The following is a 24,446-nucleotide window of genomic DNA, read 5'->3' on the forward strand; positions in this document are numbered from 1 at the left end:
ACGGTCGCGAAATATGAATTGCCAATGAATGGGAAATTTCGCTAATATTTGGGAATGGAGCGCGAAGTCCAATTCATCGGGCAATCGAGTCCCTTTCTCGACGCGGTTGAGCGGGCCAGTCGTGCCGCTGCCGTGCGCCGCCCGGTGCTGGTGATCGGCGAGCGCGGCACCGGCAAGGAACTGATCGCCCAGCGCCTGCACCACCTTTCCCCGCGCTGGGGGGAGCCGCTGATCACACTCAATTGTGCGGCATTGCCGGAGACGCTGATCGAGGCCGAGCTGTTCGGGCATGAGGCGGGCGCTTTCACCGGCGCGGTGCGCGCACGGGCAGGGCGGTTCGAGGAGGCCGATCGCGGCACTCTGTTCCTTGACGAACTCGGCACTTTGTCGATGGCCGCGCAGGAGCGGCTGCTGCGCGCGATCGAATATGGCGAAGTGGCGCGGATCGGCGCCTCGCGTCCGGTGCAGGTGGATGTGCGGATCGTTGGTGCGACCAATGCCGACCTGCCGAGCATGGTGGAGCAGGGAACCTTCCGCGCCGACTTGCTCGACCGGCTGAGCTTCGAAGTGATCAACCTGCCCCCGCTGCGCGCGCGGGAGGGGGACGTGTTCGAACTGGCCGACTATTACGGCCGGCGCATGGCGACCGAGCTGGAGTGGGATCGCTGGCCGGGCTTCTCATCGGAGGCGATGGCAGCGCTGGAGGCGCACGACTGGCCCGGCAATGTGCGCGAACTGCGCAATGTCGTGGAACGCGCGGTCTATCGCTGGGGTTTCGCGGAGGAGCCGATCGGGCGAATCGTCTTCGATCCGTTCGACTATCCCTGGCGCAAGGTAGAGCCGCGTGCCGTTTCGGTGCCCGCTCCGGTGTCGCCCGTGATGTCGCCGGCGCCGCGTGAGCAGGGTGGCGAAGCGGAGGCGTTGCCGGCGGGCGGCAATCTCCGGGCGGCGGTGGACGGATTCGAGTGCCGACTGCTGACGGAGGCATTGGAAAGGCATCGCTGGAACCAGCGCCGCGCTGCCGCCGCGCTCGGGCTCAGTTACGATCAGCTGCGCCACGCCATGAAGCGCCATTGCCTCTCGGCCGAAACGGGCGATGGGCGGCGGTGATTCGAATCGGGCGTTGCCCTTTCGGGGCAGGGCGGGCATGGCGCCTTTGACTGATCGCGCAATCGATTGCGTAATCGGGCAGGGGCGGCGATTCGCAATATCGTCCCGAAAATACAGTCCTGTAAACGTTGTGATTGTCGACAGATTCGCGTCGCCGACTTCAATTTCATGGGAAATTTTGCTTAAGGGGGCTGCGCATGGCGCGGGCAGCTCTGTTATAGACCGTGCCGGGTGTAGTTTTTGCCAGGTGTTGAGTTGAGGGCCGGCGTGTACCACGTGACCGACATTGCACAGGCCAAAGCCATGCTGGACAGCCTGACCGGCAAGCAGGTTGAGGTTCTCGACCGGCTGGTGCTGCATCGTACGACCAAGGAAATCGCCCGCGAGCTGGAAATCGCGCCGAATACCGTGGATCAGCGGATTACTGCGGTCCGCGACAAGTGGGGCACGGTCAATCGCAAGGACACCGCGCGCCTCTACGGACGGCTCGTGGAGCTATGTGGCAAACCCCCATATGATTTTTCCCGTGTCGACGATCGCGACGGCCGGGCGGAAGAACCGGATCAGGACCTGCCGGTCGATCCGGTCTTCGTTCTCTCCGATGCCCGCCCCTTGGTCGGCCATCCGGACTGGACGGAAATCCGCCCATCGGGGTTGGCAGGCCTGGAGGCTTTCGATGCAAAGTTCGGCCGTGCCGGACGCATCGTCGCAGTGATCGTCCTGGCCTTGATGATGGCGCTGACACTGGTTGCAGCACTATCCATCGCCGATGCCCTGGGACACCTGATCTAGCGGCGCGCGTCTTTTCGGGCGATTTTCTGTCCTGAAGCCTTCGGACCTTACTTCAGGCGCATCCCGCTGGAACGGGGCGCAACAGGGAATCGAAGCCATGACACCAGAAATTGCCGGCCTGCGCATCACCCGTAGCATCCGTTCGGTTGAAGACGACATGGACGAACTGCTCGCCAAGGCGGGCGAACTGCTGGCGGAAATCGCCCGCGCCCGCGTCGCCACCGAAGAGGCTGCCCGTCTGGTGCACCAGCCGATGGCGCGTGTTGCCAATGTGCAGCGCACGCTTATGGATGCCCGTCTCGAACTCGTGAAGGCGCATCGCGATCTCACCAAGGTTGCGGAAACCATGGACATTCCGATCCGCTGCCCCGATCAGGCCCGCGTCGCGGATGAGCCTGCGACCATGGACGCTGCGGTCGCCGCATAAGCCCGGAAGGAGGGGCAGGCGTGATCAATACCGAACAACTGGTGTTCTTCCTGCTCCTGATCGTCTCGGTCGGTCTTGCGTTGTGGAAAGGCGGTGCCCCCGAACGGTGGGGCGCCGTCGTCATCCTGACGATGCTCGGCATAGCGGCCTTGGCGGAAGTTGTCCTTCCCAGTGGCTTCCGGCGAGTCGATCCCTTTTCATTGTTGACCGATCTGGTGGGCACGCTCGGCTTCGGCTGGCTTGCCCTTCAGGCCCTGAGGATCTGGCCGCTATGGGCAACCTCCCTGCAACTGCTGAGCCTGAGCGCGCATTTCGCGCGGTGGGCGGATCTGGGGATTCCCCCGCTGGTCTATGCGGTGATGCGTGGAACGCCGACCGGCTTCGCGCTCCTGGCGCTGATCCTTGGAACGATATTGCACCTGCGGCGCCTGCGTCGCGATGGCAGCGATCGCTCCTGGCAGGACTGGTCCCGGGGTGCTGCCGGGTCAGACCGCTTTCACGCCAACTACTCGAAACACTGGTGATCCAGCTCGGCCGGCTTGGCCGGGAGATCCTGGTGGAATTACCCTTCGATCGCGAAGGGCGGCTGGCCGGAGAGGCGGTTTGCATCGCCGGCGGCGTCGATTCCATCAGCGGCAGTTACCGGATGCTTGTGCATCGCGCGCTGGAGCGTGATGCGGTGGGTATCGTGCTTGCGCACAACCATCCTTCCGGCAGCCATCGGCCCAGTCGGGCCGATGTGATCGCAACCAGGCAACTGGCGGCGGTGTGCCGGGCCGTGGACCTCGAATTGTACGACCATCTGGTGATCGGCGGGCGCAGTGTTGCAAGCATGCGCCAGGCCGGACTGATCGCGGAGACGGCACAAGCCCAGCCCGCCTGATCAGTCCTTCGGATCACCGTGACGAGGTTCGGCGGCACTCCCTCCGTCGTCGAACGCAGGCCGGGTGGGCCCCACCCCCCCCACACCATCCCGCCCGGCCTGCACTGATTTTGTCCGGGCTCACGCCCGGTGCGGTGCAGGCATCCGCCTGCACCTTGCGGTAGAGTCCCTTGTCCGACCTCACGGTCTGGCGAAACGGGCATTCGCCCGTTTCGGCGGCACCAGCCCGCTCCCCCCACCCGACCTCCCACAACAGTGTATCTTGGATGGGAGGTCGGGTGGGGGAGCGGGCTGGTGCCGCAAGCCTTCGACGGATGTCGAAGGCGCACCCGACAAAAAACTCATGCCGGTGCCGCTCAAAACGGGCATCCGCCCGTTTTGCCCGACCGTGAGGTCGGACAAGGGACTCTGCTGCAAGCTCGTCACGGATGTGACAAGCGCACCTAATCAAAGACTCTCCCCCTTGCCTTTTCCCGGCAATGCGCTTATCTGCGCCTCATCCCGACATTGGTGAAACAAGGTTCGGGCTGGCGCCGGAAGGGGCCGGCGCGAAACTGCGTTGCCCCAAGTGTCCGGTTGCAGAGCAACGAATCGATTCGGAGAATACGGCTTGGCCGACATCGCACGCCTTACTGAAGTCATCGAACCGGAGGTCACCGCCCTCGGCTTCGATCTCGTGCGCGTGCGGATCTTCGGCAAGAGCGAAGTGGGCGACGATGAGATCGCCTTGCAGATCATGGCCGAAAACCCGGCGACCGGCCAGCTCGTGCTGGATGACTGCGTGAAGCTGTCGCACCGCATTTCCGACCGTATGGACGCGCTGGAAGAAGCCGGCGAAACGCTGATCGAAGAGGCCTATCGTCTCGAAGTCAGCTCGCCCGGCATCGATCGTCCGCTCACCCGCCCGAAGGACTATGCCAACTGGGCCGGGCATGAGGTCAAGGTGAACCTGACGGTGCCCGTGGAAGGCAATCGCAAGGGTCTGACCGGCGAACTGGTCGGCCTCGACGGCGATCAGGTCACGGTTGACGACAAGAAGTCCGGCCGGGTGACTTTCCCACTCGGCGACATTCATTCCGCAAGGCTGGTCCTCACGGACAAGCTGATCGCCGCAACCCGCCCGCTGGATGACAGCGGGGCCGACGAGATCGTCGAGGAACAGGAAGACTAAGCCATGGCCAGTGCGATTTCCGCCAACCGCGCCGAGCTGCTTGCAATCGCGAATTCCGTCGCTTCGGAGAAGATGATCGACAAGTCGATCGTCATCGAGGCGATGGAGGAAGCCATCCAGAAGTCGGCCCGTAACCGTTACGGCGCCGAGAACGACATTCGCGCCAAGCTCGATCCGCGGACCGGCGACCTGCGCCTGTGGCGCGTCGTCGAGGTGGTCGAGCATGTCGAGGACTACTTCAAGCAGGTCGATCTCAAGCAGGCCGACAAGCTGCAGAAGGGTGCCGCGATCGGCGACTTCATCGTCGATCCGCTGCCCCCGGTGGACCTCGGCCGCATCGACGCGCAGTCGGCCAAGCAGGTGATCTTCCAGAAGGTCCGCGATGCCGAGCGTGACCGTCAGTACGAAGAATTCAAGGACCGCGTGGGTGAGATCATCACCGGCGTGATCAAGTCGGTCGAATTCGGCCACGTGATCGTCAACCTCGGCCGCGCCGAGGGCGTGATCCGCCGCGACCAGCAGATCCCCCGCGAAGCCGCCCGCGTCGGCGAGCGCGTGCGTGCGCTGGTCCTGCGTGTCGAGCGTCAGAACCGCGGTCCGCAGATCTTCCTTTCCCGCGCCCATCCGGACTTCATGAAGAAGCTGTTCGCGCAGGAAGTGCCCGAAATCTACGACGGCGTGATCGAGATCAAGGCCGCTGCCCGCGATCCGGGCTCGCGCGCGAAGATCGGCGTGATCAGCCACGATCACTCGATCGACCCGGTCGGCGCCTGCGTCGGCATGAAGGGCAGCCGCGTGCAGGCCGTCGTGCAGGAAATGCAGGGCGAGAAGATCGACATCATTCCCTGGAGCGAAGACACCGCGACGTTCGTGGTCAACGCGCTTCAGCCCGCGACCGTTTCGCGCGTCGTCATCGACGAGGAAGAAAGCCGCATCGAAGTCGTCGTGCCCGATGACCAGCTCTCGCTGGCGATCGGTCGCCGTGGCCAGAACGTGCGCCTTGCCTCGCAGCTGACCGGCTCGCAGATCGACATCATGACCGAGGCCGAGGCTTCGGAGAAGCGCCAGAAGGAATTCTCCGAGCGCTCGAAGATGTTCGAGGAAGAGCTGGACGTCGACGAGACGCTCTCGCAGCTGCTGGTGGCCGAAGGCTTCAGCGAGCTGGAGGAAGTGGCCTATATCGACGTTTCCGAACTGGCCGCGATCGAAGGTTTCGACGAGGAACTGGCCGAAGAACTCCAGAGCCGTGCCCACGAAGCGCTTGAGCGCCGCGAGGAAGCGAGCCGCGAGGAACGCCGCGCTCTCGGTGTCGAGGACGCACTGGCCGACCTGCCGCACCTGACCGAAGCGATGCTGGTCGTGCTCGGCAAGGCCGGGATCAAGACGCTCGACGATCTGGCGGACCTCGCCACCGACGAGCTGATCGCCAAGAAGCGCACCGAGCAGCGCCGCCGCGACGGTTCGGTGAACAAGCGTGCGCGCGACGAAGACAAGGGTGGCGTGCTCGGCGAGTACGGCCTGAACGAAGAACAGGGCAACGAGATCATCATGGCCGCCCGTGCCCACTGGTTCGAAGACGAACCGGAAGCAGGCCATCAAGCTGAGGAGGCCGCCGATGCGGAATCCTCGCAATGAGCGCGTAAGCTCCGACATCGACGGCTCCGGCCCGGAGAGGACCTGCATCCTCTCCGGCAAGGTCGGTGCGCGTGAAGACCTGATCCGTCTGGCGATTTCGCCGGACGGTCTGGTCCTTCCCGACGTCCACGCGCGTGCCCCCGGGCGCGGCGCGTGGATCGGCGTTTCACGCGAGACCCTTGAAAATGCCCTGACGAAGGGCAAATTAAAGGGAGCGATGGCGCGCGCCTATAAGGGCGCACAACTCACCATTCCCGAAGACCTTGCCGACAGGATCGAACAGGCGCTGATTCGCGCGCTGACCGATCGGCTGGGTCTCGAACTGAAATCGGGCAAGCTGCTCATGGGCTCGGACCGCATCGCGCAGAACGCGCGTGAGGGCCGGGTCACGTGGCTTGCCCATGCCGCCGATGCGAGCGAAGACGGCTCGCGAAAGCTCGACCAGGCCTGGAGAGTCGGGAGCGAGGCGGAAGGAAGCGGTCTCAAGGGCACACGCTTGCCACTGGACCGGGAGACGCTGTCTGTGGCATTGGGCCGCGACAACGTCGTTCACCTGGCGCTCAACGATCGCGGCTCGGCCAACCGAGTCGCGGCGCAGTTGCAGCGCCTCCTGCATTTCCAGGGGCAACCCCGCGCCGATGCGGCCGGGGGCGATATGGTTAGTGGCCCGGGGCCGGCACAAGCTGCCGCCTCCGCGACGACGAATTGAGACCGAAGGGCAAAACGAGAGATATGAGCGAGACCGACAACAAACCGACCCTGGGCCGCAAGCCGCTTGGGCTGAAGCGCTCAGTGGAAGCGGGTGAGGTCAAGCAGACCTTCAGCCACGGCCGCACCAACAAGGTGGTGGTCGAGGTGAAGAAGAAGCGCCTGATCGGCAAGCCCGGTTCCGAAGGCGCGGCCGAACACGCCGCTCCGGAAGCGGCACCGGCACCGGCACCGCAGGCCGCAGCGCCGGCGCCGCAGAAGGCTGCCCCGCAGCCTGCTTCGCCGCCGCCGGCCCCTAAGCCCACCTTCATCCCGGGCGAAACGCCGCAGGAACGCGTTGCGCGCCTGCAGCGCGAGGCTGAGGCTGCGCGCTTCGCCGCGCTGGAAGAAGCCAACCGCCGCGAGCAGGAAGAGAAGCTGCGCGCTCTCGAAGAAGAGAAGCGCCGCGCCGAGGACAACCGCGCCCAGGAAAGCAAGCGCGTCGAGGAAGAAGCTGCCAAGGCCCGTGCGGCCGAGGAAGCCGCTGCCGCGAGCGTCGCGCCCGAAACGGCTCCGGCCCCGGCATCGTCATCGGCACCGGCCCCTGCGGCCGAGCCCGAAGCGCCCGCCGCGCCTGAGGCTGCCGCGCCTGCCCCCGTGGCAGAGGCACCGGCTGCTGCCGCTCCGGCCGCTGCGCCTGTCGCTGCCGCACCCGCTCCGGCGGCTCCGGCCCCGGTTGCTGCGGCGCCGGCTCCCGCGCCTGCGCCGCGCCGCTTCACGCCTGTGCAGCGCCCCGAACCGCGCCGCACCGAAGCCGCTTCGGGTGGCAACGCCACTGCTGCCGGCACGGCGACTGCTTCGGCTGCCGCGCCCAAGGGCCCGGCCGGTGTGAAGAAGAGCACGCCGGCACCGGCGCCTTCGCGCAGCACGCCGGATCGCGACCGCAAGGGCGGCGATCGCCGCCAGTCGGGCAAGCTCACGGTCAACCGTGCGCTCAACGACGATGAGGGCGCACGCGCCCGTTCGCTGGCCGCGCTAAAGCGCGCCCGCGAGAAGGAGCGTCGCGCGCACTTCGGCGGCCAGTCGCAGCAGCGTGAGAAGCAGGTCCGCGACGTGGTCGTCCCCGAGGCGATCACTGTCCAGGAACTGGCGAACCGCATGGCCGAAAAGGGCGCCGACCTGGTGAAGGCGATGTTCAAGATGGGCATGATGGTCACCGTCAACCAGACGATCGACCAGGATACCGCCGAACTGCTCGTCACCGAATTCGGCCACAACATCCAGCGCGTGTCCGAAAGCGACGTCGATATCGACACCTCGACCGACGTCGATGCCGAAGCGACGCTGAAGCCGCGTCCCCCGGTCGTCGCCATCATGGGCCACGTCGACCACGGCAAGACCTCGCTGCTCGATGCCCTGCGCGGCACCGACGTGGTGAAGGGCGAAGCCGGCGGCATCACGCAGCACATGGGCGCCTACCAGATCAAGACCAAGAACGGCGATCTCGTCACCTTCCTTGATACGCCGGGCCACGCCGCCTTCACGCAGATGCGTATGCGCGGTGCCAACGTGACCGACATCGTGATCCTGGTGGTCGCCGCCGACGACGGCATCATGCCGCAGACGATCGAGGCCATCAATCACACCAAGGCCGCCGGCGTTCCCATGATCGTGGCGATCAACAAGATCGACAAGCACGAAGCCAACGCCCAGCGCGTTCGCGAGCGCCTGCTGGAGCATGAGATCGTCGTCGAGGCGATGTCGGGCGACGTGCAGGACGTGGAAGTCTCGGCCAAGACCGGCGCCGGTCTGGACGAACTGATCGAGAAGATCCTGCTCCAGGCCGAACTGATGGAACTGCGCGCCAACCCCGACCGCGAGGCCGAGGCGACCGTGATCGAGGCCAAGCTCGACAAGGGCAAGGGCCCGCTGGCGACCGTGCTGGTCAACCGCGGCACCCTGAAGGTGGGCGACATCCTGGTCGTCGGCACCGAAAGCGGCCGCGTGCGCGCCATGCTGGACGACAAGGGCCGCCAGGTGAAGGCCGCGCCGCCTTCGATGCCGGTGGAAGTGCTGGGTATCGGCGGCGTGCCGATGGCCGGTGACAAGCTGACCGTCGTCGAAAGCGAACAGCGTGCCCGCGAGGTTTCGGCCTACCGTCAGGAACAGGCGACCGCCAAGCGCACCGCGATCGCGCCCGCCAGCATCGACACGATGTTCTCGGCCCTGGCGGCCAAGCAGAACGTCATCGAGTACCCGATCGTGGTCAAGGCGGACGTGCAGGGTTCGGTGGAAGCGATCAACACGGCGCTCCACGCCCTGTCGAACGACGAGATCAAGGTCCGCATCCTGCAGTCGGGCGTCGGCGCCATCACCGAGACCGACGTTGCCCTTGCTTCGGCCTCGGGTGCGCCGATCGTCGGCTTCAACGTCCGCCCGAACGCCAAGGCGCGCGAGCAGATCGCGAAGACCAAGACGCCGATGATGTACTACGACGTCATCTACGAGCTGACCGCAGAGGTCGCGAAGCAGATGGCCGGCATCTGGGGCCCCGAACGGATCGAAACCGTCGTCGGCCGCGCCGAAGTCAAGCAGGTCTTCCCGGCCGGCAAGCGCGACAAGGCGGCAGGTCTGCTGGTGGTCGAAGGCTACATCCGCAAGGGTCTCAGCGCCCGTCTTACCCGCAACGACGTCATCGTTTCGGCAACGACGATCTCCTCGCTGCGCCGGTTCAAGGACGACGTGGACGAAGTGCGCGCCGGTCTGGAATGCGGCGTGGTTCTGGCCGACACGAACGACATCAAGGCGGGCGACCACCTGGAAGTCTTCGAAGTCAGCCACCGCGAGCGTACGCTGGGCTGATAGCGGCCGGGGCCGATGGCCCTTCAGGCACCGAAACGGCAGACGGCCATCGTCGGGGAAACCCGGCGGTGGCCGTCTGCCGTTTCGCGTGTGATACCTTAATCCCGGATCGCGCTCGCGCACGAAAGCCTCATAATCTTAATCACATGCCCCGGAATTGCGGCGCCTGTGCCTCCGGCTCGCAACCAGCGACGGCAGGGCAGGAGATGCTATTTGAGCATTGAAACCGGGATGTTTCTGGTGATCGGCGGGGCGACATTCCTTGTCGCGCTGCTGAGACTTGTGGTGAAGCTTATCGAGTTGACCCGCAAGTGAGGGTGAGGAGGCTGGCGTTGCGGCGCTGGCTTCCGATAAATATGAGGCCCAAAAAGACGTCGAGCCCGGATGTTGCAGCATCCGGGCCCTGGCGGCGATTTGAAAATCTCAACCGTGACAGCGCGTTTTCATCCCCCAAGGCCGGAAATTTCAAGATGACTCGATACTGCGCCTTTTTCGAATCTCTGATCGTGGGCGGCGATCGCCTGTCGATGGCGGACTTGCGCTATGCCTTCGCGCGAGAGGAATTGGAGAATGCCGAAACGGTGATCTCCAGCGGCAACGTCCTGTTCGAATACGAGGATCGGCCGAGCGACGGGCTGGAGGAATTGCTCGCCTACCTGATGCGCGACCGGTTCGACATGACCGCCTTCGTGGCCGTGCGCAATCGCGACGAGATCCGCGCGGCGGTGGAGGAGAACCCTTTCGTCGGCAGCGAGGATACCTTCGTCCATACCGTGTTGCTGGAACGCCAGCCGACGGCGCAGCAGTTCGGCCGGCTTGTGGCCGATCACGGCAAGCTGGGCGGCGAGCAGCTCGCGCTGGGCCAGCGCTGTCTTTTCGTGGACTATGCCCGTCCGCCGGCCGAGAGCCTGCTGACGATGGACTTTATCGCCAAGCGCCTCGGCTGCCGGGGCACTGCGCGCAACGTCCGCTCTCTGGCGCGCATTTCGGCCAAGATGTGAGATGCAAAAAGGGGCGGCACATGCCGCGCATGTACCGCCCCTTCGCAATGCCGATCCGCTGAAGGATCAGTGGAACATGTTCATGGTCACCGCGGCGACGATGCCGCTGGTGATGCCGACCAGCAGCATGTCGTTGCCCGAACGGACGTAGTGATAGCCCTTCGGCGGGGCCTTCACGTTACGGTACTTGCGATAGTCGACGGTCTGGTAGTTCGTGGCGCGGGTGCGGTCGAACCGTTCGCCCTTCTGAAAGCGGTGGGGGGCCTGCTTCTTGGCGGGGGCCGAGTGGCCCTGCGGCTGACGATGATCGGGAGCCGCCATCGCGGGCGCTGCGAAACCGGGCACGAAAAGCGCTGCGGCGAGCAGGGTGGCGGTGAACTTGCGCATTAAGTCAGCTCCTTGAAGCATTGGGGGGAATGCCTGCCTTAACCACAGGATCGGCGGGGGGTGCCGTAATCAATTGTTGCAAATTGTCGCGCGGGGCCCACATGGAGGTCGTCATGTCCCGTCAGCAGATCACGCCCGAGCAGCACTCCGTCCGCCTCCTGAAGGTGGGTGAGCAGGTGCGCCACGTCATTTCCGAAATCCTTGCCCGTCAGCAGGTCCATGATGAGACCCTGACCGGGCACACGGTCTCGGTCACCGAAGTGCGCATGACGCCCGATTTGCGGCAGGCCACCGTCTATGTGAAGCCGCTGCTGGGCGTCGACGAGGAAGCGGTGCTGAAGGCACTGCGCACCAATACGGCGTTCTTCCAGCGCGAGGTCGCCCAGCGCCTGAAGCTGCGGTTCGCCGCCAAGATCCGCTTCCGTTCGGACGAGACTTTCGACGAGGCCAGCCGGATCGATGCTCTGCTCAACGATCCGCGCGTGCAGCGCGACCTTGAGGACGAGTAAGCCGTTTTCGCGGGCCCGGATGGCCGGATGATACCCGCGAAGGTATCTAGCCCGGCTCGAAGGTCAGCGTAACGCGGTCCCAACGCGCGGCGGCAAGGTCCTCTGGGGCGATGCGGAACTGAAACAGGCCGCTTTCGCCCCAGTTCCATTCCACCAGATCGTCGCAGCCCAGCTGGAGCAGCAGCACGTCGTCGGCAGGATGGTGCCCGGATGCCCCGCTCGGCGCGCCGGTCCCGAACAACTGGTGCTGGTGGCCGATCGCCAGCAAGTGCTCGCCATTGATCCGGGCCAGTTCGGCATCGGGAACTTGCGCGAAAGTGCCGGCGTCGCCGGTGACCATGGCGCGCAGCGAGATCGTGGCCAGCGCGCCAAGCGTCTGCGGGACGTAGAAGCGCACCAGACGGCCGCAGTCGTGATGGATCTGTGCGAGCACTTCTTCCATCACCTCCATCTCTTCGGTGCTCAACGGAGCCCAGAGATCGCGTCCGGCCACGAAGCCCTCCATGGCGTCGATCATCCGGCCCAGTTCGCCCTGTTCGGCTTCCAGCGCGGGCAGTTCCGCCTCGCTGGTGGCGAGGGCGGCGTGGGCCTCATCGATGTCGGCCGGGGCGGCATTGGGTTGTGCCGCCAGATCCTTGAGGCGGGCCTGCGCTTCGTCCAGCCGGTCCTGCTCCATCGCCACCTGCCGCGCCGCGCCATCCATGGCGACGTGGAGGCAATCGGCAAGATGAACGACGCCGTGCCACCACAGCCGCGCGTTGGGTTCGTTTGCGGCGTAGGCACCGTCGCGCGTCTTCACGCGGGCATCGAGCCATGCCGCTTCCGCCGCTTCAAGCGCGCGCGCATCGTGGCTTTCAACGGGCTCCGGCAATTCCACGGCCAGCGGGCGCACCGGCCAGAACGGGAAGTACGGCCGCGACAACCGGGACGGATGTTCGGGCAGCGGATAGCCGCCTTCGTCGAAAGCGGGGGGCAGATCGGCGGGCGGGGCGGTGAACGGGTGGTTCGCCTCCGGCACTTCGATCACCGCGCCGCTGCCCAGGAAGAACGCGAGCGTGCCCGATAGCGGCAGCGGGCTTTCCGGGAAGGCGGCCGCCAGTTCGGCAAGGTCGATCTGCGCGGCGAAGGGCAGGGGGCCGGCTTCGTCCTGCGGCCAGGCGCGGTCTCCCAGCCGGGGCAGACCGCCGAGCCAGCTTGCGCTGTCGAACCATGTCTGTTCGTCGGTGTCGCGCTCGCGCGGGTGGCGTACCAGCACCACCGGCGGGTGGCGCGGCCCGGATCGGGCCGTTTCAACCAGCAGTTCGGGATCCGGCTCAGGCTCTGCCGGATAGTTCGCTTCCGCCACCAGCAGATCTTCCTGCGCGTGTTCGCGCGGCAGGCCGGGAACATGGTCCATGTCCGGCGCAACCGGATCGGGTTCGGGGCGCCAGACCAGTTCGGGATCGGGATGGACCAGCTTGCGACGACGGCCCTGCCGCGACGCACCCTGTTGCGAGGAACCGCCCCGCACCGGAATGCCACCGCCGGCCGGAGCAAGCTCCGCCTGCGTGCCGCCGCGTCCCACCACGGCCAGCAACAGCGCCAGCACGGCACCGGCTGCCAGCGGCACGATCACGGCGGGCCCGCGTCCGCCCAAGGCCACGACGCGCGCGGCCGTTTGATCCAGCGTTTCCAGCGTTGGGCGCAAGACTGGCGAGCCCTGCGATGCGAATGGGAACAGTGCGACGTAGCCAGCAACGATCGCGGTCAGTGCGAAGACCGCGAAGACGGCGATCCATCTCCTCATCACCACCTCCAGCATGGGCCAACCCAGCCTCGGCCACCGTCAGCTTCGAGTTGTCGCCATACTGTCTTAGAGAACCTTGCCCGCTTCCATTCAAGCGGGGACAAACGCAACTCATGCCCGTGCGGAGGGCAAGTGGGCATGTTATCCCCAGTTTGATGGCTAAACTCTATTTTTACTATGCCAGCATGAATGCCGGAAAGTCGGCAACCTTGCTTCAGGCGAACTTCAACTACCACGAACGCGGTATGCGCACGATGCTGTGGACCGCTGCGCTGGATGACCGTGGTAGTGGTGAAAGCGGGGACGATCACGCGATCGAAAGCCGCATCGGCCTTCACGCCGCCGCGCATCGCTTTACGACGGGGACCGACCTTGTCGCACGGGTGAACGCCGTCCACGCGGTGGAACCGCTGGCCTGCGTGCTGATCGACGAGGCGCAGTTCCTTACTCCCGAACAGGTCTGGCAATGCGCGCGGATTGCCGACCGGCATGACATTCCGGTGGTCTGCTACGGCCTGCGCACCGATTTCCGGGGGGAACTGTTTCCCGGGTCCGCCGTGCTGCTGGGGATTGCCGATGCGCTGATCGAGTTGAAGGCGGTGTGCCACTGCGGCCGCAAAGCGACGATGAACTTGCGGGTCGATGCCTCCGGCGCCGGTGTGCGCGAGGGGCTGCAGACCGAGATCGGCGGTAACGACCGTTATGTGGCGCTGTGCCGCCGGCACTTTTCGGAATCGTTGGGGATTTAGGTAGTCCGGGCGATCGCTCCGCATTCATTCCGGCATAGGGGAATGACGGTGTGCTTTTCGCGGGCCTCAAGAAAGCGGGGCCCCTGCCTTCGCGGGGGCGACGAAGTGACCGGGCGGCGCTTGGGTTGCCATGAAAGCGTGGTGCTGAAGGCTGGCTCCGCCCGCGATCCTCAGGCTCTCTCAAACCACCCCATCTCCCGGTCGCTTCCTCGCGGGCGGCTGTCATCTTGCCGCAAACTGCGCGAAATTCGTCGGCAACTCTTGTGTCGTCCATTCGTTGGCAGTGCGACAACGGGTGCAGACGGGTCGAAATGCAGAATGCGATAGTACATCTGGGATATCACAAGACGGCCACGACCTGGCTGCAGCAGAAACTGTTCCCTAACGCCACCAGCCACGATTACCTGCCGCGCCAGACGGTGCAGGACGCTTTCCTGAAGCCCGCAGGCATGCATTTCTGCCCCCGGCAGGCGAGCGAAGTACTCTCGCTGCGCGGGCGCAATCGGCCGGTGCTGCTGAGCGAAGAGAACCTCTCCGGCTATCTCCACAACGGCGGGCTGCACGGCTTCCTCGCCCCGGAAGTCGCGCGGCGCATCAAGGCTGTGCTGCCAGACGCGCATATCGTGATCTTCATCCGCAACCAGTTCGAGATCTGCCGCGCCACTTATGCGCAATATGTCTCCGGCGGCGGCACCTGGGGTCAGCATCGCTATTTCGAGACGGCGCGGATGGTGCGCGGCGCGCTGACGCGGCCGTGGAAGGCGCCGGTCTTCGAGTTCGAGCATTTCGAATACGACCGCCTCGTCGCCCATTACGACGATCTGTTCGGGCGGGAGCACGTCCACGTCTATCCCTACGAGTGGTTGCGCGATCGCAATGCCCTGATCGAGCGGATGCAGCAGGACCTGGGTCTCTCGATCGAGGACCTGCCGCCCGAGGGATCGCGTGCGAATACTTCGCTGGGCACGGCGGGGCTAGCGATGATGCGCGGGGTGAACCTGTTCACGCGGCAGTCGGTGGCGAACAAGGATCATATCGTCGACCTGCCGGGTGGGCAGGCATTGCGTCACGGTGCCAAGTGGCTGGCCGGGCGGATGCCGATGATCGCCGACCGCCCCGCGCGCCTCTCTCCGCGCCTGCGTGAGCGGATTGCCGCGCACTATCCGGAGAGCAACCGGCGTCTGATGGAACTGCGGGACTTGCCGTTGGAGGACCTCGGCTATCCTGTTTGAGGCAGGTGGTGTCGCAAGTGCCGCCGGCAAATCCCAAACACCTTCGTCATTGCGAGGGAGAGGGGCGCGATCGGTATCCGCTGAATGAGTGTCGCAAGTGCGGATGCGCGGAATTGGCCCGGCCTCATTGCGATGAGCCGTTCCACTCCCTAGATCGGCGGCATGAACCAGACCCTGCTGCAAGCTGCGGCGCTTATCATTCCCCTTATCCTTGCCATCGTCTTTCATGAGGTGGCGCATGGCTGGACGGCCCTTGCGCTCGGCGATCCCACCGCGCTGGAGAAGCGGCGGCTTTCGCTCAATCCGCTGCGTCATGTCGATCCATTCGGCACGCTGATCTTGCCCGGATCGCTGGCTCTGGCCGGGGGACCGATCTTCGGCTGGGCCAAGCCGGTGCCGGTCAATCGCTGGCGTCTGCGCGATCCGCGCCGGGGGATGATGGTGGTGGCGGCGGCCGGTCCCGCCAGCAATCTCGTGTTGGCCGCCATCGGCGCGGTGCTGTGGGGTTTGTCGGGGCGTGTAGTCGGAGTGCCAGACTTCGCGGCGATGAGCTTCTACTACTTTATCAAGATCAATGTGTTCCTGGCGCTCTTTAATCTGCTGCCGATCCCGCCCTTCGATGGATCGCACATCATCGAGGGGCTGCTGCCTCAAGGCTTGGCGGATAGTTATTCCAAGCTGCGGCCTTACGGGTTCCCGCTGTTAATCATGTTGCTGTTGGTCGTGCCCTATTTCTTCCCGCAATGGGGATTGGTGGACAGGCTGGTGCAACCGCCGGTGCTCTGGATGAGCGAGCACTATTATGCACTGGCCAAGCTGGTCGCCGGGGTTTGAGCGTTCGGAAACCGCAGCGAAGTTGACAAACCGGCGCTGCGCGACTTGGGGGAGGGCATGACTTCCACTCCCGCAACCCGCCCGGCGCCCCATGGCTGGATCATCCTCGACAAGCCGCTGGGCCTTGGCTCCACACAGGCCGTCGCCGCCGTAAAGCGCAACTTGCGCGAGGCCGGCTACGGCAAGAAGGTGAAGGTCGGCCATGGCGGCACGCTCGACCCCTTGGCCACCGGCATCCTGCCCGTCGCGCTGGGAGAGGCTACCAAGCTGACCGGGCGCATGCTCGATGCCAGCAAAACTTACCTCTTCACCGTGCGCTTCGGCGAGGAGACCGACACGCTCGACCTTGAGGGCAAGGTGATCGCGACCAGCGACGTGCGGCCGACTTCGGAACAGGTGGAGGCGGTGTTGCCGCGCTTCACCGGCCCGATCGCGCAAGTGCCGCCGATCTACTCGGCGCTGAAGGTCGATGGCGAACGCGCCTACGACCTCGCGCGCGCCGGGCAGGACGTGGAGCTGAAGTCGCGCAATGTGACGATCTTCGAATTGCAGGTCCTCCCCGGGACGGGGAGGGGGACCACCGGAGGTGGTGGAGGGGACTCGCGGCCAGAGGCGACATTGGAGGAGGACGCGACTCCCCTCCACCACCCTGCGGGCGGTTCCCCTCCCCGTGCCGGGGAGGACCTGGCGGAAGTGACCCTCCAAGCCCATGTCTCCAAAGGCACTTATATCCGCTCCCTCGCACGGGACATCGCAAAGGCGCTTGGAACCTGCGGAACGGTGAGCATGTTGCGCCGTATACAGGCCGGTCCGTTCGACCTGTCTCACGCGATTTCGCTGGACAAATTGAACGAAATCGGCAAGGGCGCACCGCTTGAACAGATACTCTTGCCACTGGAGGTGGGGCTGGACGACATCCCGGCCATCGACCTCGGTTCGGAGCAGGCAAGGGCGGTCCGTCAGGGCCGCGTTCTGACCGAACTGCCCCATGAAGACGGGCTCTACTGGGCGCGAGAGGGAACCATTCCCGTCGCGCTGATGGAGCTTTCGGGCGGAGAAGCCCGCGTCGTCAGGGGGTTCAACCTATCGGATGTCGCGGAGTAAAGTACATGTCGGTTACCGCTGAAAAGAAGCAGGACATCATTTCGGACAACGCACGCGTCGCTGGCGACACGGGCAGCCCGGAAGTTCAGGTCGCGATCCTCACCGAGCGCATCCGCAACCTGACCGAGCACTTCAAGGCTCACCACAAGGACAACCACTCGCGTCGCGGTCTGCTGGCCATGGTCAACAAGCGCCGCTCGCTGCTCGACTACCTTAAGAAGAAGGACGTCGCGCGGTACAACTCGCTGATCCAGAAGCTGGGTCTGCGTAAGTAAGAACTAACGGGAGGCGGCCCCTAGCGGGCCGCTTCTTGCATCAGGGGTTCGTCCGCAATCCGGCGGAGGGCCCGGGGGCCACAAAAGCGGCTCCATACCGGACCGGGACGGCATACCCGGCAGTAAACCCCGCCGTTGCAATAGGGCCGGTGGGCTGAGGAAAACCTCTTATGTTCGACGTCAAAACCGTAAGCATGGAGTGGGGCGGCAAGACGCTCACTCTCGAAACCGGCCGCGTTGCCCGTCAGGCTGACGGCGCGGTCCTCGCCACCTATGGCGAAACGGTCGTGCTCTGCGCGGTTACCGCCGCCAAGTCGGTGAAGGAAGGCCAGGACTTCTTCCCGCTGACCGTGCACTACCAGGAAAAGTTTTCGGCCGCGGGCCGCATTCCGGGTGGCTTCTTCAAGCGTGAACGCGGCGCCACCGAAAAGGAAACGCTGACCAGCCGCCTGATCGACCGTCCGGTCCGTCCGCTGTTCCCCGAAGGTTTCTACAATGAAATCAACGTCATCGCCCAGGTCCTGAGCTTTGACGGCGAGACCGAGGCCGACATCGTTGCGATGATCGCCGCTTCGGCCGCGCTCACCATCTCGGGCGTGCCCTTCATGGGCCCGATCGGCGCCTGCCGCGTCGGCTTCGTCGATGGCGAATACACGCTGAACCCGAAGCAGACCGCTGCGCTGGCCGATGGCCGCCTGGACCTCGTCGTCGCCGCCACCGGCGATGCCGTGATGATGGTGGAATCGGAAGCCAAGGAACTGACCGAGGAAGAGATGCTCGGTGCCGTCATGTTCGCACATGACGAATGCCGCAAGGTCGTGAACCTCGTGATCGACCTGGCTGAGCAGGCTGCCAAGGAACCTTGGGAAATCGACCTGTCGGACAACACGGCCGACATCAAGGCGAAGCTCAAGAAGGCCGTCGGCAAGGACGTTACCGCTGCCTACAAGCTGACCGACAAGTCGGCCCGCTCGAACGCACTGAACGCTGCCCGCGCCAAGGCCAAGGAAGCTTTCGCCGGCGAGACCCCGCAGCTGCAGATGGTCGCCATCAAGACCATGAAGAAGCTGGAAGCCGAAATCGTGCGCGGCGCCATCCTCAAGGACGGCAAGCGTATCGACGGCCGCAAGCTCGATCAGGTTCGCCCGATCGAATCGATGGTCGGCTTCCTGCCGCGCACGCACGGTTCGGCGCTGTTCACCCGCGGTGAAACGCAGGCGATCTGCACCACCACGCTGGGCACCAAGGACGCCGAACAGATGATCGACGGCCTGGAAGGCCTGTCGTACTCGTCGTTCATGCTGCACTACAACTTCCCGCCCTACTCGGTCGGTGAAGTGGGCCGTTTCGGCGCCCCGGGCCGTCGCGAAATCGGCCACGGCAAGCTGGCATGGCGCGCGCTGCACCCGGTGCTGCCCGCCAAGGAAGACTTCCCGTACACCATCCGCATCCTGTCGGACATCACCGAGTCCAACGGCTCGTCCTCGATGGCGACGATCTGCGGCGGCTGCCTTTCGATGATGGACGCCGGCGTGCCGCTGGCCCGTCCGGTTTCGGGCATCGCCATGGGCCTGATCCTGGAAGGTGACGAGTTCGCCGTCCTCTCGGACATCCTGGGCGACGAGGATCACCTCGGCGACATGGACTTCAAGGTGGCTGGCACCGAACTCGGCATCACCACGATGCAGATGGACATCAAGATCGCCGGCATCACCAAGGAAATCATGGGCAAGGCGCTGGAGCAGGCGAAGGCCGGCCGCGCGCACATCCTGGGTGAGATGAACAAGGCCCTGGGTTCGGCTCGCACCGAACTTTCGGCCCACGCACCGCGCATCGAGACGATCCAGATCGACAAGTCGAAGATCCGTGACGTCATCGGCACCGGCGGCAAGGTGATCCGCGAGATCGTGGCCGAAACCGGCGCCAAGGTCGACATCGACGATGAAGGCGTGATCAAGATCTCGTCGTCCGACGTTGCCCAGATCGAAGCCGCCAAGAAGTGGATCCTCGGCATCGTCGAGGAAGCGGAAGTCGGCAAGATCTACAACGGCAAGGTCGTCAACATCGTCGACTTCGGTGCTTTCGTGAACTTCATGGGTGGCAAGGACGGCCTCGTCCACGTTTCCGAAATGAAGAACGAGCGTGTCGAAAAGCCGACCGATGTCGTCAAGGAAGGCCAGGAAGTTAAGGTCAAGGTCCTCGAGATCGATCCGCGCGGCAAGGTTCGCCTGTCGATGCGCGTCGTCGACCAGGAAACCGGCGCCGAGCTGGAAGACACCCGTCCGGCCCGCGAACCGCGCGAACCGCGTGGCGATCGTGGCGACCGTGGTGGCGATCGCGGCGGTGACCGTCGTGGTCCGCGTCGTGACGGTGGCCGTGGCGGCAACGACCGTGGTCCCCGTGGCGACCGTGGCCCCCGTGGCCCGCGCGATGGTGGCAACGGCGGTGGCGATCCCGACCACATGCCGGCTTTCCTGAAGGAAGACTGATCGCATCGCGATCAGTGGCCTGAAGGAAAACTGATCCTTCAGGGCTCGCATGAGCAGAAATGAGAAGGGGCCGCAGCGATGCGGCCCCTTTTTGTTTGGGCGGTTAGGGGGGAGGCGATCGTCACTCACCAGGAATGGCCCGCAAAAGTCGGTCGCGTAGTTTGGTGTGTCTGAACCCGCTAAGGCTCCGTCCGCCAGCACACCGTCTCACCACCAAACCTCGTCGTCCCCGCGAAGGCGGGGACCCCGCTATTCTTGAGGTGTAGCGCGAAGGAAGCGGGGCCCCCGCCTACGCGGGGGCGACGGGGTTGTATGCTGTTGGGTGGGTGTTCTTCGTCCGGAGATGGGTGGGCATTCCGAACGAGCGATGGGGCTCGCCCCTGGCAGTGCCACCCAACAAAAGTTCAACCCGTAACGGCCAACCTCGGCGCCTGCTTGTCATCGCGCTTGGACCGGCGCTCGCTCAGGATCACGCGGTTCTTGCCGGCCTGCTTGGCGGCGTAAAGCGCACTGTCCGCGCCCGGCACCACGTCGGCGGCGTTGGTGGCGGTTTCCGGCACGGTGGAAACGCCGAAAGAGGCGCTGATCTCAACGCCGTGGGCTTCGGACAGGCTCTCGATCCGCTGGCGCAGGATTTCCGCCTTGGACGCCGCGTTGTCGAGCCCGCACTTGGGCATGATGACCACCAGCTCCTCGCCGCCATAGCGCGCGACGACATCTGAGGGGCGCAGCGTGCCCACCAGTTGCGCCGCCACGTCGCGCAGCACCGCGTCGCCCTTGGCATGGCCGAATTCGTCGTTGATGCGCTTGAAGTTGTCGAGGTCGATCATCAGCACGGAAGTCGCGGTGCCGGTACGCTCGGCCAGGCTGATGTACCGCTCCAGCGCGTCTTCCATGTAGCGGCGATTGTAGAGCCCGGTCAGCGGATCGCGCAGCGATTGCGTACGCAGCTTCTCACGCAGCGCGATGTTGGACAGCGCCAGCGACATCGAATCGGCCAACGCCTGCGCGGTGCGGCGTATGTCGGTCAGCTGTTCCAGCGCATTGCGGGCATCGCTGGCCAGCACGAGCAATCCGAATACCTGCCCGCGCGCCATCATCGGCACTTCCACGGTGGAGCCTTCGCCGATCTGGTGCATGCAGCACAGGCCGCCGCTGTCGGGATCGTTGGTATGCGGCTTGCCGCGCTTCAGGGCCCAGCAATTGCCCGGGAGCAGGGTGCCTGCCGGCTCGAACGAGGGGGAGCGGCCCCAGGACTTGGCAAGGTCCAACCGGTCGCGCGAGTTGTTGAAGACATAGAGCGCACCGCCGAAGTCCGGCAGCAGGCGCTGTGCGGTGGCCATCAGCACGGCGCCGGCATCTTCGTGATCCTCGGCCGCCTGGAGCATGTCGGTCATGGCGAAAAGTTCTTCGACTTGTCCGCGCGCGTTGCGGGCTTCGTCGATCAGGCGGATGTGGTCGCCCAGTTCGGCAACCGCGCGGCGGCCGAACAGCACGCCGACGAACAGGGTGAACAGGGCGCAGGCGGCTGCGACCGTGGCCAGCGAGCGGGCCGTCGTGCCTTCCGCGAACATGGCCGCCAGCGCGCAGACCGTGCAGATCGCCTGAATGGCATGCACGGCAAAGCGGCGGGCGAAAGTGACCGTTCCGTTTGGCGACAGGATACTTTCGTGCTGCACCATTCCACACCCGGGTTCGATTTGGAAAGAGCCTAGGTAGGAATCTCTAATAAACGGTAACTCTCGCAAGCCGCAGGAACCGATTACAATATCATAACTCTGGGGCGTGCTTCTTCGATTTGGAGAATACTGGCGTTAACCAAAGGATGATTCTGCGCATCAGGATTCCGTACCATCCGGGTGCTCGTCCGGACTGGCGATCGACACGCGGTTGCGCCCGGCATCCTTGGCGCGGAACAGCGCCTCGTCCGCAGCGCGCAGGGCGGCGCGGGTATCGCGATAGGCATGGACGTCAGCCAGTCCGGCAGAAAAACTCACGCGGCCGAATGGCGTGTCGGTGGAGCGGTTGACCAGCTTGCGCGCCGCCAGGTCCGCCCGCACGCCGTCGATCACGGTGATGGCGTCCTCAAGCCGGGTTTCGACCAGCAGGATCACGAACTCCTCGCCGCCATGGCGGGCGACATGGCAGGTCTCGCTGGCAATCCCGGCCAGGATGTGGCGACGGCGCGCAGCACGCGATCGCCGGCATCATGGCCATGCAGGTCGTTGATGCGCTTGAAATGATCGATGTCGCAAAAGGCGACGCAGAGGGGCGTGCCGGTGCGGCGGCAGCGGGCGTATTGGCGCTTGAGTATCGCCTCGAACGCGCGGCGGTTGGGCAATCCGGTCAGATGGTCGATCTCGGCATCGCGCCGGGCATCGTCCAGGCTTTTCTGAAGCGCGCGTGTCTCGCGTTCGGAGCGGTTGAGTTCGCGTTCGATCTCGCGCGTGCGGCCGATCATGTCGCGGGCCAGCGCGGCCAGTTCGCGCATGGCCTGCGTGGCCTCGATGTCTTCGGCATGGGCTTCCAGCGCGCTGTTGTAGTCGCTGGTGGCCGCGCGGGCGGCGCTGGTAGTGCTGGCGAATTCGCCGAGCGCGGCTTCCAGGCGATGGATCAGGTCGTGAACCTGATCGGCGCCGTCGCGGTGCGCCTGCTCGTCGATGCGATCCTCCAGCCAGTGCAGCGTGATCGCGTCGCGCTGGGCGACCCGTTCGGCCACAAGCTTACTGAGTTGGGCATTGGCGCCGGTCATGATGCCGTGCGCGGCTTCGAGCGTGAAGGGTGTGATCGGCAGCCGGTGCGTCAGCAGAAAGCGGCCGATATCCTCCAGCGTCTGGCGTTGCTGCCGCTCTCTGGTGCTTTCCAGAAAGAGGGGGGAGCCGGTTTCGGCGGCGGGGCGGCCGGATGCAGCGCCGCCGTTCGGCCCGCTGCGCCGAAGCCAGTGCAGCAGGCCCCCGCGATTGGTCCTGTGGCCAAAGTCGGGATCGTGCGCGCTCATCCGCAGCATAAACGGCGGAGCAGATGGAGTTTTAAGCCCGATTCGCCGCGCGAAACGAGGCTGCCGCCCGCTTTATTGCGCGGGGGCGGGGGAGGGAGCTGCGACGCGTCGGACGCTGACGATCTTGACCGGCGGCTCCAGCATCTGTCCGCGCATCACACCTTCGCCCTTGGTGGGGGAGCGCGGCGCGTCCCAGATCTTGCGGGCCACGTCCATGCCGGAAACGACATGGCCGAATGCCGCAAAGCCGGCCTTGAGGTCGGGATTGTCGGAGGACGGATTGGCGTCCAGCGAACTGACATCGCCGATCATGATGGTGAAATCGGCGGTCGCGGTGCCCGGGGCATAGCGCGCCATGGAGATCGTGCCGGACGTGTGGTGCAGCCCGGTCTGCGTCGTGGGCTCATGCGCGACGGGCGCCAGCACCTTGATGCCCTGCAGGCCTCCCTGGAGCAGGCCGGTCGGCTCGTCACCCCAGTCGAGGTGCATGGCGCGATAGAACGTGGTGCCGTCGAGCTTCTTCGCGTCCACGTACTTCAGGAAGTTGGCCGTGGTCAGCGGTGCGTGGGTCTTGTCGAGCGCGAGGGTGATCGTGCCCTGGCTGGTGACCATCGCCACGTAGACATATTCGACCGGCGTAGCCGCCGGCGCTGGAGTGGCGGGGGCCGTGGCAGGAGCCGTGGCGGGCGCCTGGGCCTGTGCCGAAACGGCCGCAAAGGCCAATGCGGTTCCAGCGATGAACGGCACGGCAAAGCGCCAGCCATGCCGAACGCCCTGTCGTGCCGTGAGACTCATCGAATCAGCGAACCCGCGGTCCGCCGAACGGCAGCGGCGGAGGGGGACGGCGCGCACCGCGCGGCAGCTGTGCCTGATAGGCGCGGCCGCAGTGCTCCACGCAATAGGGGAACCCGGGGTTCACCTTGTCGCCGCAGAAGTGAAAGTCCGGCTCGCCCGGGTGACCCATCGGCCAGCGGCAGATGCGATCGTTCAGGTCCAGCAGGCTGGTCTTGTCGGCGATTTCCGGGCTCGGCTTGGCCGGCACCAGACGGCGCGGCGGGGCCGGCGGGATCGGCTGCTGCTGATCGCCGGGGCCCTGGCGCAGGAAGCCGCCGGGGCCGACCGAAACGATGCGCGGGCCCTTGGGCACGACGGGTGCGTCGTCATCGGCCGCGAAGGGCGGTGCGGCGGGCTCAGGCGCACGCGGCGCGGGCGCGGCGGGCGGCGTCGGTGCCGCGGCGCGCGGGGCTGGAGCCTCTGCGCGCGGTGCAGGCGCGGGTGCCGGCTCTTCCGCCGGCTTGGCCTTCTTCGGCGCGGGCGCGGGGCGCGCCGGCTTCTCGTTCGCCTTCACGGGGGAGGGGCGGGCCTTCAGGCCGAGGCGATGGGCCTTGCCGATCACCGCGTTGCGGCTGACGCCGCCAAGCTCGTCCGCGATCTGGCTGGCGGTGGCACCGCCCTCCCACATCTTGGTCAGCTTCTCGATCCGCTCGTCCGTCCAGCTCATTCCAGTTCCATCTT

At 65.4% G+C, this 24,446-nt stretch carries 24 protein-coding genes; 17 read left to right on the forward strand and 7 right to left on the reverse strand.

Annotated elements, in window-relative coordinates; genetic code table 11:
• Positions 1–54: 54 nt before the first annotated feature.
• From pspF to WBP07_RS01220, 10 genes are all read left to right on the forward strand, one after another.
• On the forward strand, positions 55–1,110 hold the full coding sequence (gene pspF, locus WBP07_RS01175; protein ID WP_395393655.1) for a phage shock protein operon transcriptional activator: 1,056 nt from the start codon (positions 55–57) through the stop codon (positions 1,108–1,110).
• A gap of 276 nt (positions 1,111–1,386) precedes the next feature.
• The gene (locus WBP07_RS01180) at positions 1,387–1,902 is read left to right on the forward strand and encodes a LuxR C-terminal-related transcriptional regulator (protein WP_395393656.1); all 516 of its coding nucleotides are present in this window, start codon (positions 1,387–1,389) and stop codon (positions 1,900–1,902) included.
• Between the two features lie 97 nt (positions 1,903–1,999).
• On the forward strand, positions 2,000–2,329 hold the full coding sequence (locus WBP07_RS01185) for a hypothetical protein (protein WP_395393657.1): 330 nt from the start codon (positions 2,000–2,002) through the stop codon (positions 2,327–2,329).
• Positions 2,330–2,349: 20 nt separating this feature from the next.
• Positions 2,350–2,853 (forward strand): hypothetical protein, encoded by a 504-nt coding sequence (locus WBP07_RS01190; protein WP_395393659.1) that lies wholly within the window; start codon positions 2,350–2,352, stop codon positions 2,851–2,853.
• Positions 2,850–3,212 (forward strand): JAB domain-containing protein, encoded by a 363-nt coding sequence (locus WBP07_RS01195; RefSeq protein ID WP_395393662.1) that lies wholly within the window; start codon positions 2,850–2,852, stop codon positions 3,210–3,212. Before WBP07_RS01190 ends, WBP07_RS01195 begins: the two co-directional genes overlap by 4 nt.
• A 610-nt stretch (positions 3,213–3,822) precedes the next feature.
• Positions 3,823–4,383, forward strand: a complete 561-nt coding sequence (rimP, locus tag WBP07_RS01200; RefSeq protein WP_395393664.1) for a ribosome maturation protein RimP — start codon at positions 3,823–3,825, stop codon at positions 4,381–4,383.
• Positions 4,384–4,386: 3 nt separating this feature from the next.
• The gene (gene nusA, locus WBP07_RS01205) at positions 4,387–6,018 is read left to right on the forward strand and encodes a transcription termination factor NusA (RefSeq protein WP_395393666.1); all 1,632 of its coding nucleotides are present in this window, start codon (positions 4,387–4,389) and stop codon (positions 6,016–6,018) included.
• Positions 5,999–6,727 (forward strand): DUF448 domain-containing protein, encoded by a 729-nt coding sequence (locus tag WBP07_RS01210; protein ID WP_395393667.1) that lies wholly within the window; start codon positions 5,999–6,001, stop codon positions 6,725–6,727. The genes nusA and WBP07_RS01210 overlap by 20 nt, the downstream gene beginning before the upstream one ends.
• A 23-nt stretch (positions 6,728–6,750) precedes the next feature.
• Positions 6,751–9,567: a translation initiation factor IF-2 gene (gene infB, locus WBP07_RS01215; protein WP_395393669.1), complete on the forward strand. Its 2,817-nt coding sequence runs from the start codon at positions 6,751–6,753 to the stop codon at positions 9,565–9,567.
• A 470-nt stretch (positions 9,568–10,037) separates the two neighbouring features.
• Positions 10,038–10,568, forward strand: coding sequence for a DUF1697 domain-containing protein (locus tag WBP07_RS01220; protein WP_395393671.1), 531 nt, complete (start codon positions 10,038–10,040; stop codon positions 10,566–10,568).
• Between the two features lie 66 nt (positions 10,569–10,634).
• On the opposite strand, the gene WBP07_RS01225 is transcribed toward WBP07_RS01220, so the two are convergent.
• Complete coding sequence (locus WBP07_RS01225) at positions 10,635–10,955, reverse strand: RcnB family protein (RefSeq protein ID WP_395393672.1); 321 nt, start codon at positions 10,953–10,955, stop codon at positions 10,635–10,637.
• 113 nt (positions 10,956–11,068) lie between these two features.
• On the opposite strand from WBP07_RS01225, the gene rbfA reads away from it, so the two are divergent.
• Positions 11,069–11,464, forward strand: a complete 396-nt coding sequence (gene rbfA / locus WBP07_RS01230; RefSeq protein WP_395393675.1) for a 30S ribosome-binding factor RbfA — start codon at positions 11,069–11,071, stop codon at positions 11,462–11,464.
• A gap of 46 nt (positions 11,465–11,510) precedes the next feature.
• Here the strand turns inward: rbfA and WBP07_RS01235 are convergent, their stop codons facing one another.
• Positions 11,511–13,250: a DUF1963 domain-containing protein gene (locus WBP07_RS01235; RefSeq protein WP_395393678.1), complete on the reverse strand. Its 1,740-nt coding sequence runs from the start codon at positions 13,248–13,250 to the stop codon at positions 11,511–11,513.
• Positions 13,251–13,405: 155 nt separating this feature from the next.
• Between WBP07_RS01235 and WBP07_RS01240 the strand changes: the two genes are divergently transcribed.
• The 6 genes from WBP07_RS01240 (at position 13,406) to pnp (ending at position 19,933) form a co-directional block, all read left to right on the forward strand.
• Positions 13,406–13,999 (forward strand): thymidine kinase, encoded by a 594-nt coding sequence (locus tag WBP07_RS01240; RefSeq protein WP_395393680.1) that lies wholly within the window; start codon positions 13,406–13,408, stop codon positions 13,997–13,999.
• A gap of 311 nt (positions 14,000–14,310) precedes the next feature.
• Positions 14,311–15,231: a hypothetical protein gene (locus tag WBP07_RS01245; protein ID WP_395393682.1), complete on the forward strand. Its 921-nt coding sequence runs from the start codon at positions 14,311–14,313 to the stop codon at positions 15,229–15,231.
• Positions 15,232–15,393: 162 nt separating this feature from the next.
• On the forward strand, positions 15,394–16,065 hold the full coding sequence (locus WBP07_RS01250) for a site-2 protease family protein (protein WP_395393684.1): 672 nt from the start codon (positions 15,394–15,396) through the stop codon (positions 16,063–16,065).
• A gap of 57 nt (positions 16,066–16,122) precedes the next feature.
• Positions 16,123–17,169 (forward strand): tRNA pseudouridine(55) synthase TruB, encoded by a 1,047-nt coding sequence (truB, locus tag WBP07_RS01255; protein WP_395393686.1) that lies wholly within the window; start codon positions 16,123–16,125, stop codon positions 17,167–17,169.
• 5 nt (positions 17,170–17,174) lie between these two features.
• Positions 17,175–17,444 carry a 30S ribosomal protein S15 gene (gene rpsO, locus WBP07_RS01260; protein ID WP_132265086.1) on the forward strand — a complete coding sequence of 90 codons (270 nt, stop codon included), beginning with the start codon at positions 17,175–17,177 and terminating at the stop codon, positions 17,442–17,444.
• Between the two features lie 170 nt (positions 17,445–17,614).
• Positions 17,615–19,933 (forward strand): polyribonucleotide nucleotidyltransferase, encoded by a 2,319-nt coding sequence (gene pnp / locus WBP07_RS01265; RefSeq protein ID WP_395393687.1) that lies wholly within the window; start codon positions 17,615–17,617, stop codon positions 19,931–19,933.
• A 404-nt stretch (positions 19,934–20,337) separates the two neighbouring features.
• Here the strand turns inward: pnp and WBP07_RS01270 are convergent, their stop codons facing one another.
• The 5 genes from WBP07_RS01270 to WBP07_RS01290 all read right to left on the reverse strand — a co-directional run bounded on the left by WBP07_RS01270 (position 20,338) and on the right by WBP07_RS01290 (position 24,432).
• Positions 20,338–21,615, reverse strand: a complete 1,278-nt coding sequence (locus WBP07_RS01270; protein WP_395393689.1) for a diguanylate cyclase — start codon at positions 21,613–21,615, stop codon at positions 20,338–20,340.
• Positions 21,616–21,771: 156 nt separating this feature from the next.
• Positions 21,772–22,047: a diguanylate cyclase domain-containing protein gene (locus tag WBP07_RS01275; RefSeq protein WP_395393691.1), complete on the reverse strand. Its 276-nt coding sequence runs from the start codon at positions 22,045–22,047 to the stop codon at positions 21,772–21,774.
• The gene (locus WBP07_RS01280) at positions 22,044–22,931 is read right to left on the reverse strand and encodes a GGDEF domain-containing protein (protein ID WP_395393694.1); all 888 of its coding nucleotides are present in this window, start codon (positions 22,929–22,931) and stop codon (positions 22,044–22,046) included. Before WBP07_RS01280 ends, WBP07_RS01275 begins: the two co-directional genes overlap by 4 nt.
• 72 nt (positions 22,932–23,003) lie before the next feature.
• Positions 23,004–23,726, reverse strand: a complete 723-nt coding sequence (locus WBP07_RS01285; RefSeq protein WP_395393696.1) for a peptidylprolyl isomerase — start codon at positions 23,724–23,726, stop codon at positions 23,004–23,006.
• 4 nt (positions 23,727–23,730) lie between these two features.
• Positions 23,731–24,432: a GcrA family cell cycle regulator gene (locus tag WBP07_RS01290; protein ID WP_395393697.1), complete on the reverse strand. Its 702-nt coding sequence runs from the start codon at positions 24,430–24,432 to the stop codon at positions 23,731–23,733.
• Positions 24,433–24,446 lie beyond the last annotated feature (14 nt).

The sequence above is a fragment of the Novosphingobium oxfordense genome (genome assembly GCF_044029435.1).
GTDB lineage: Bacteria > Pseudomonadota > Alphaproteobacteria > Sphingomonadales > Sphingomonadaceae > Novosphingobium.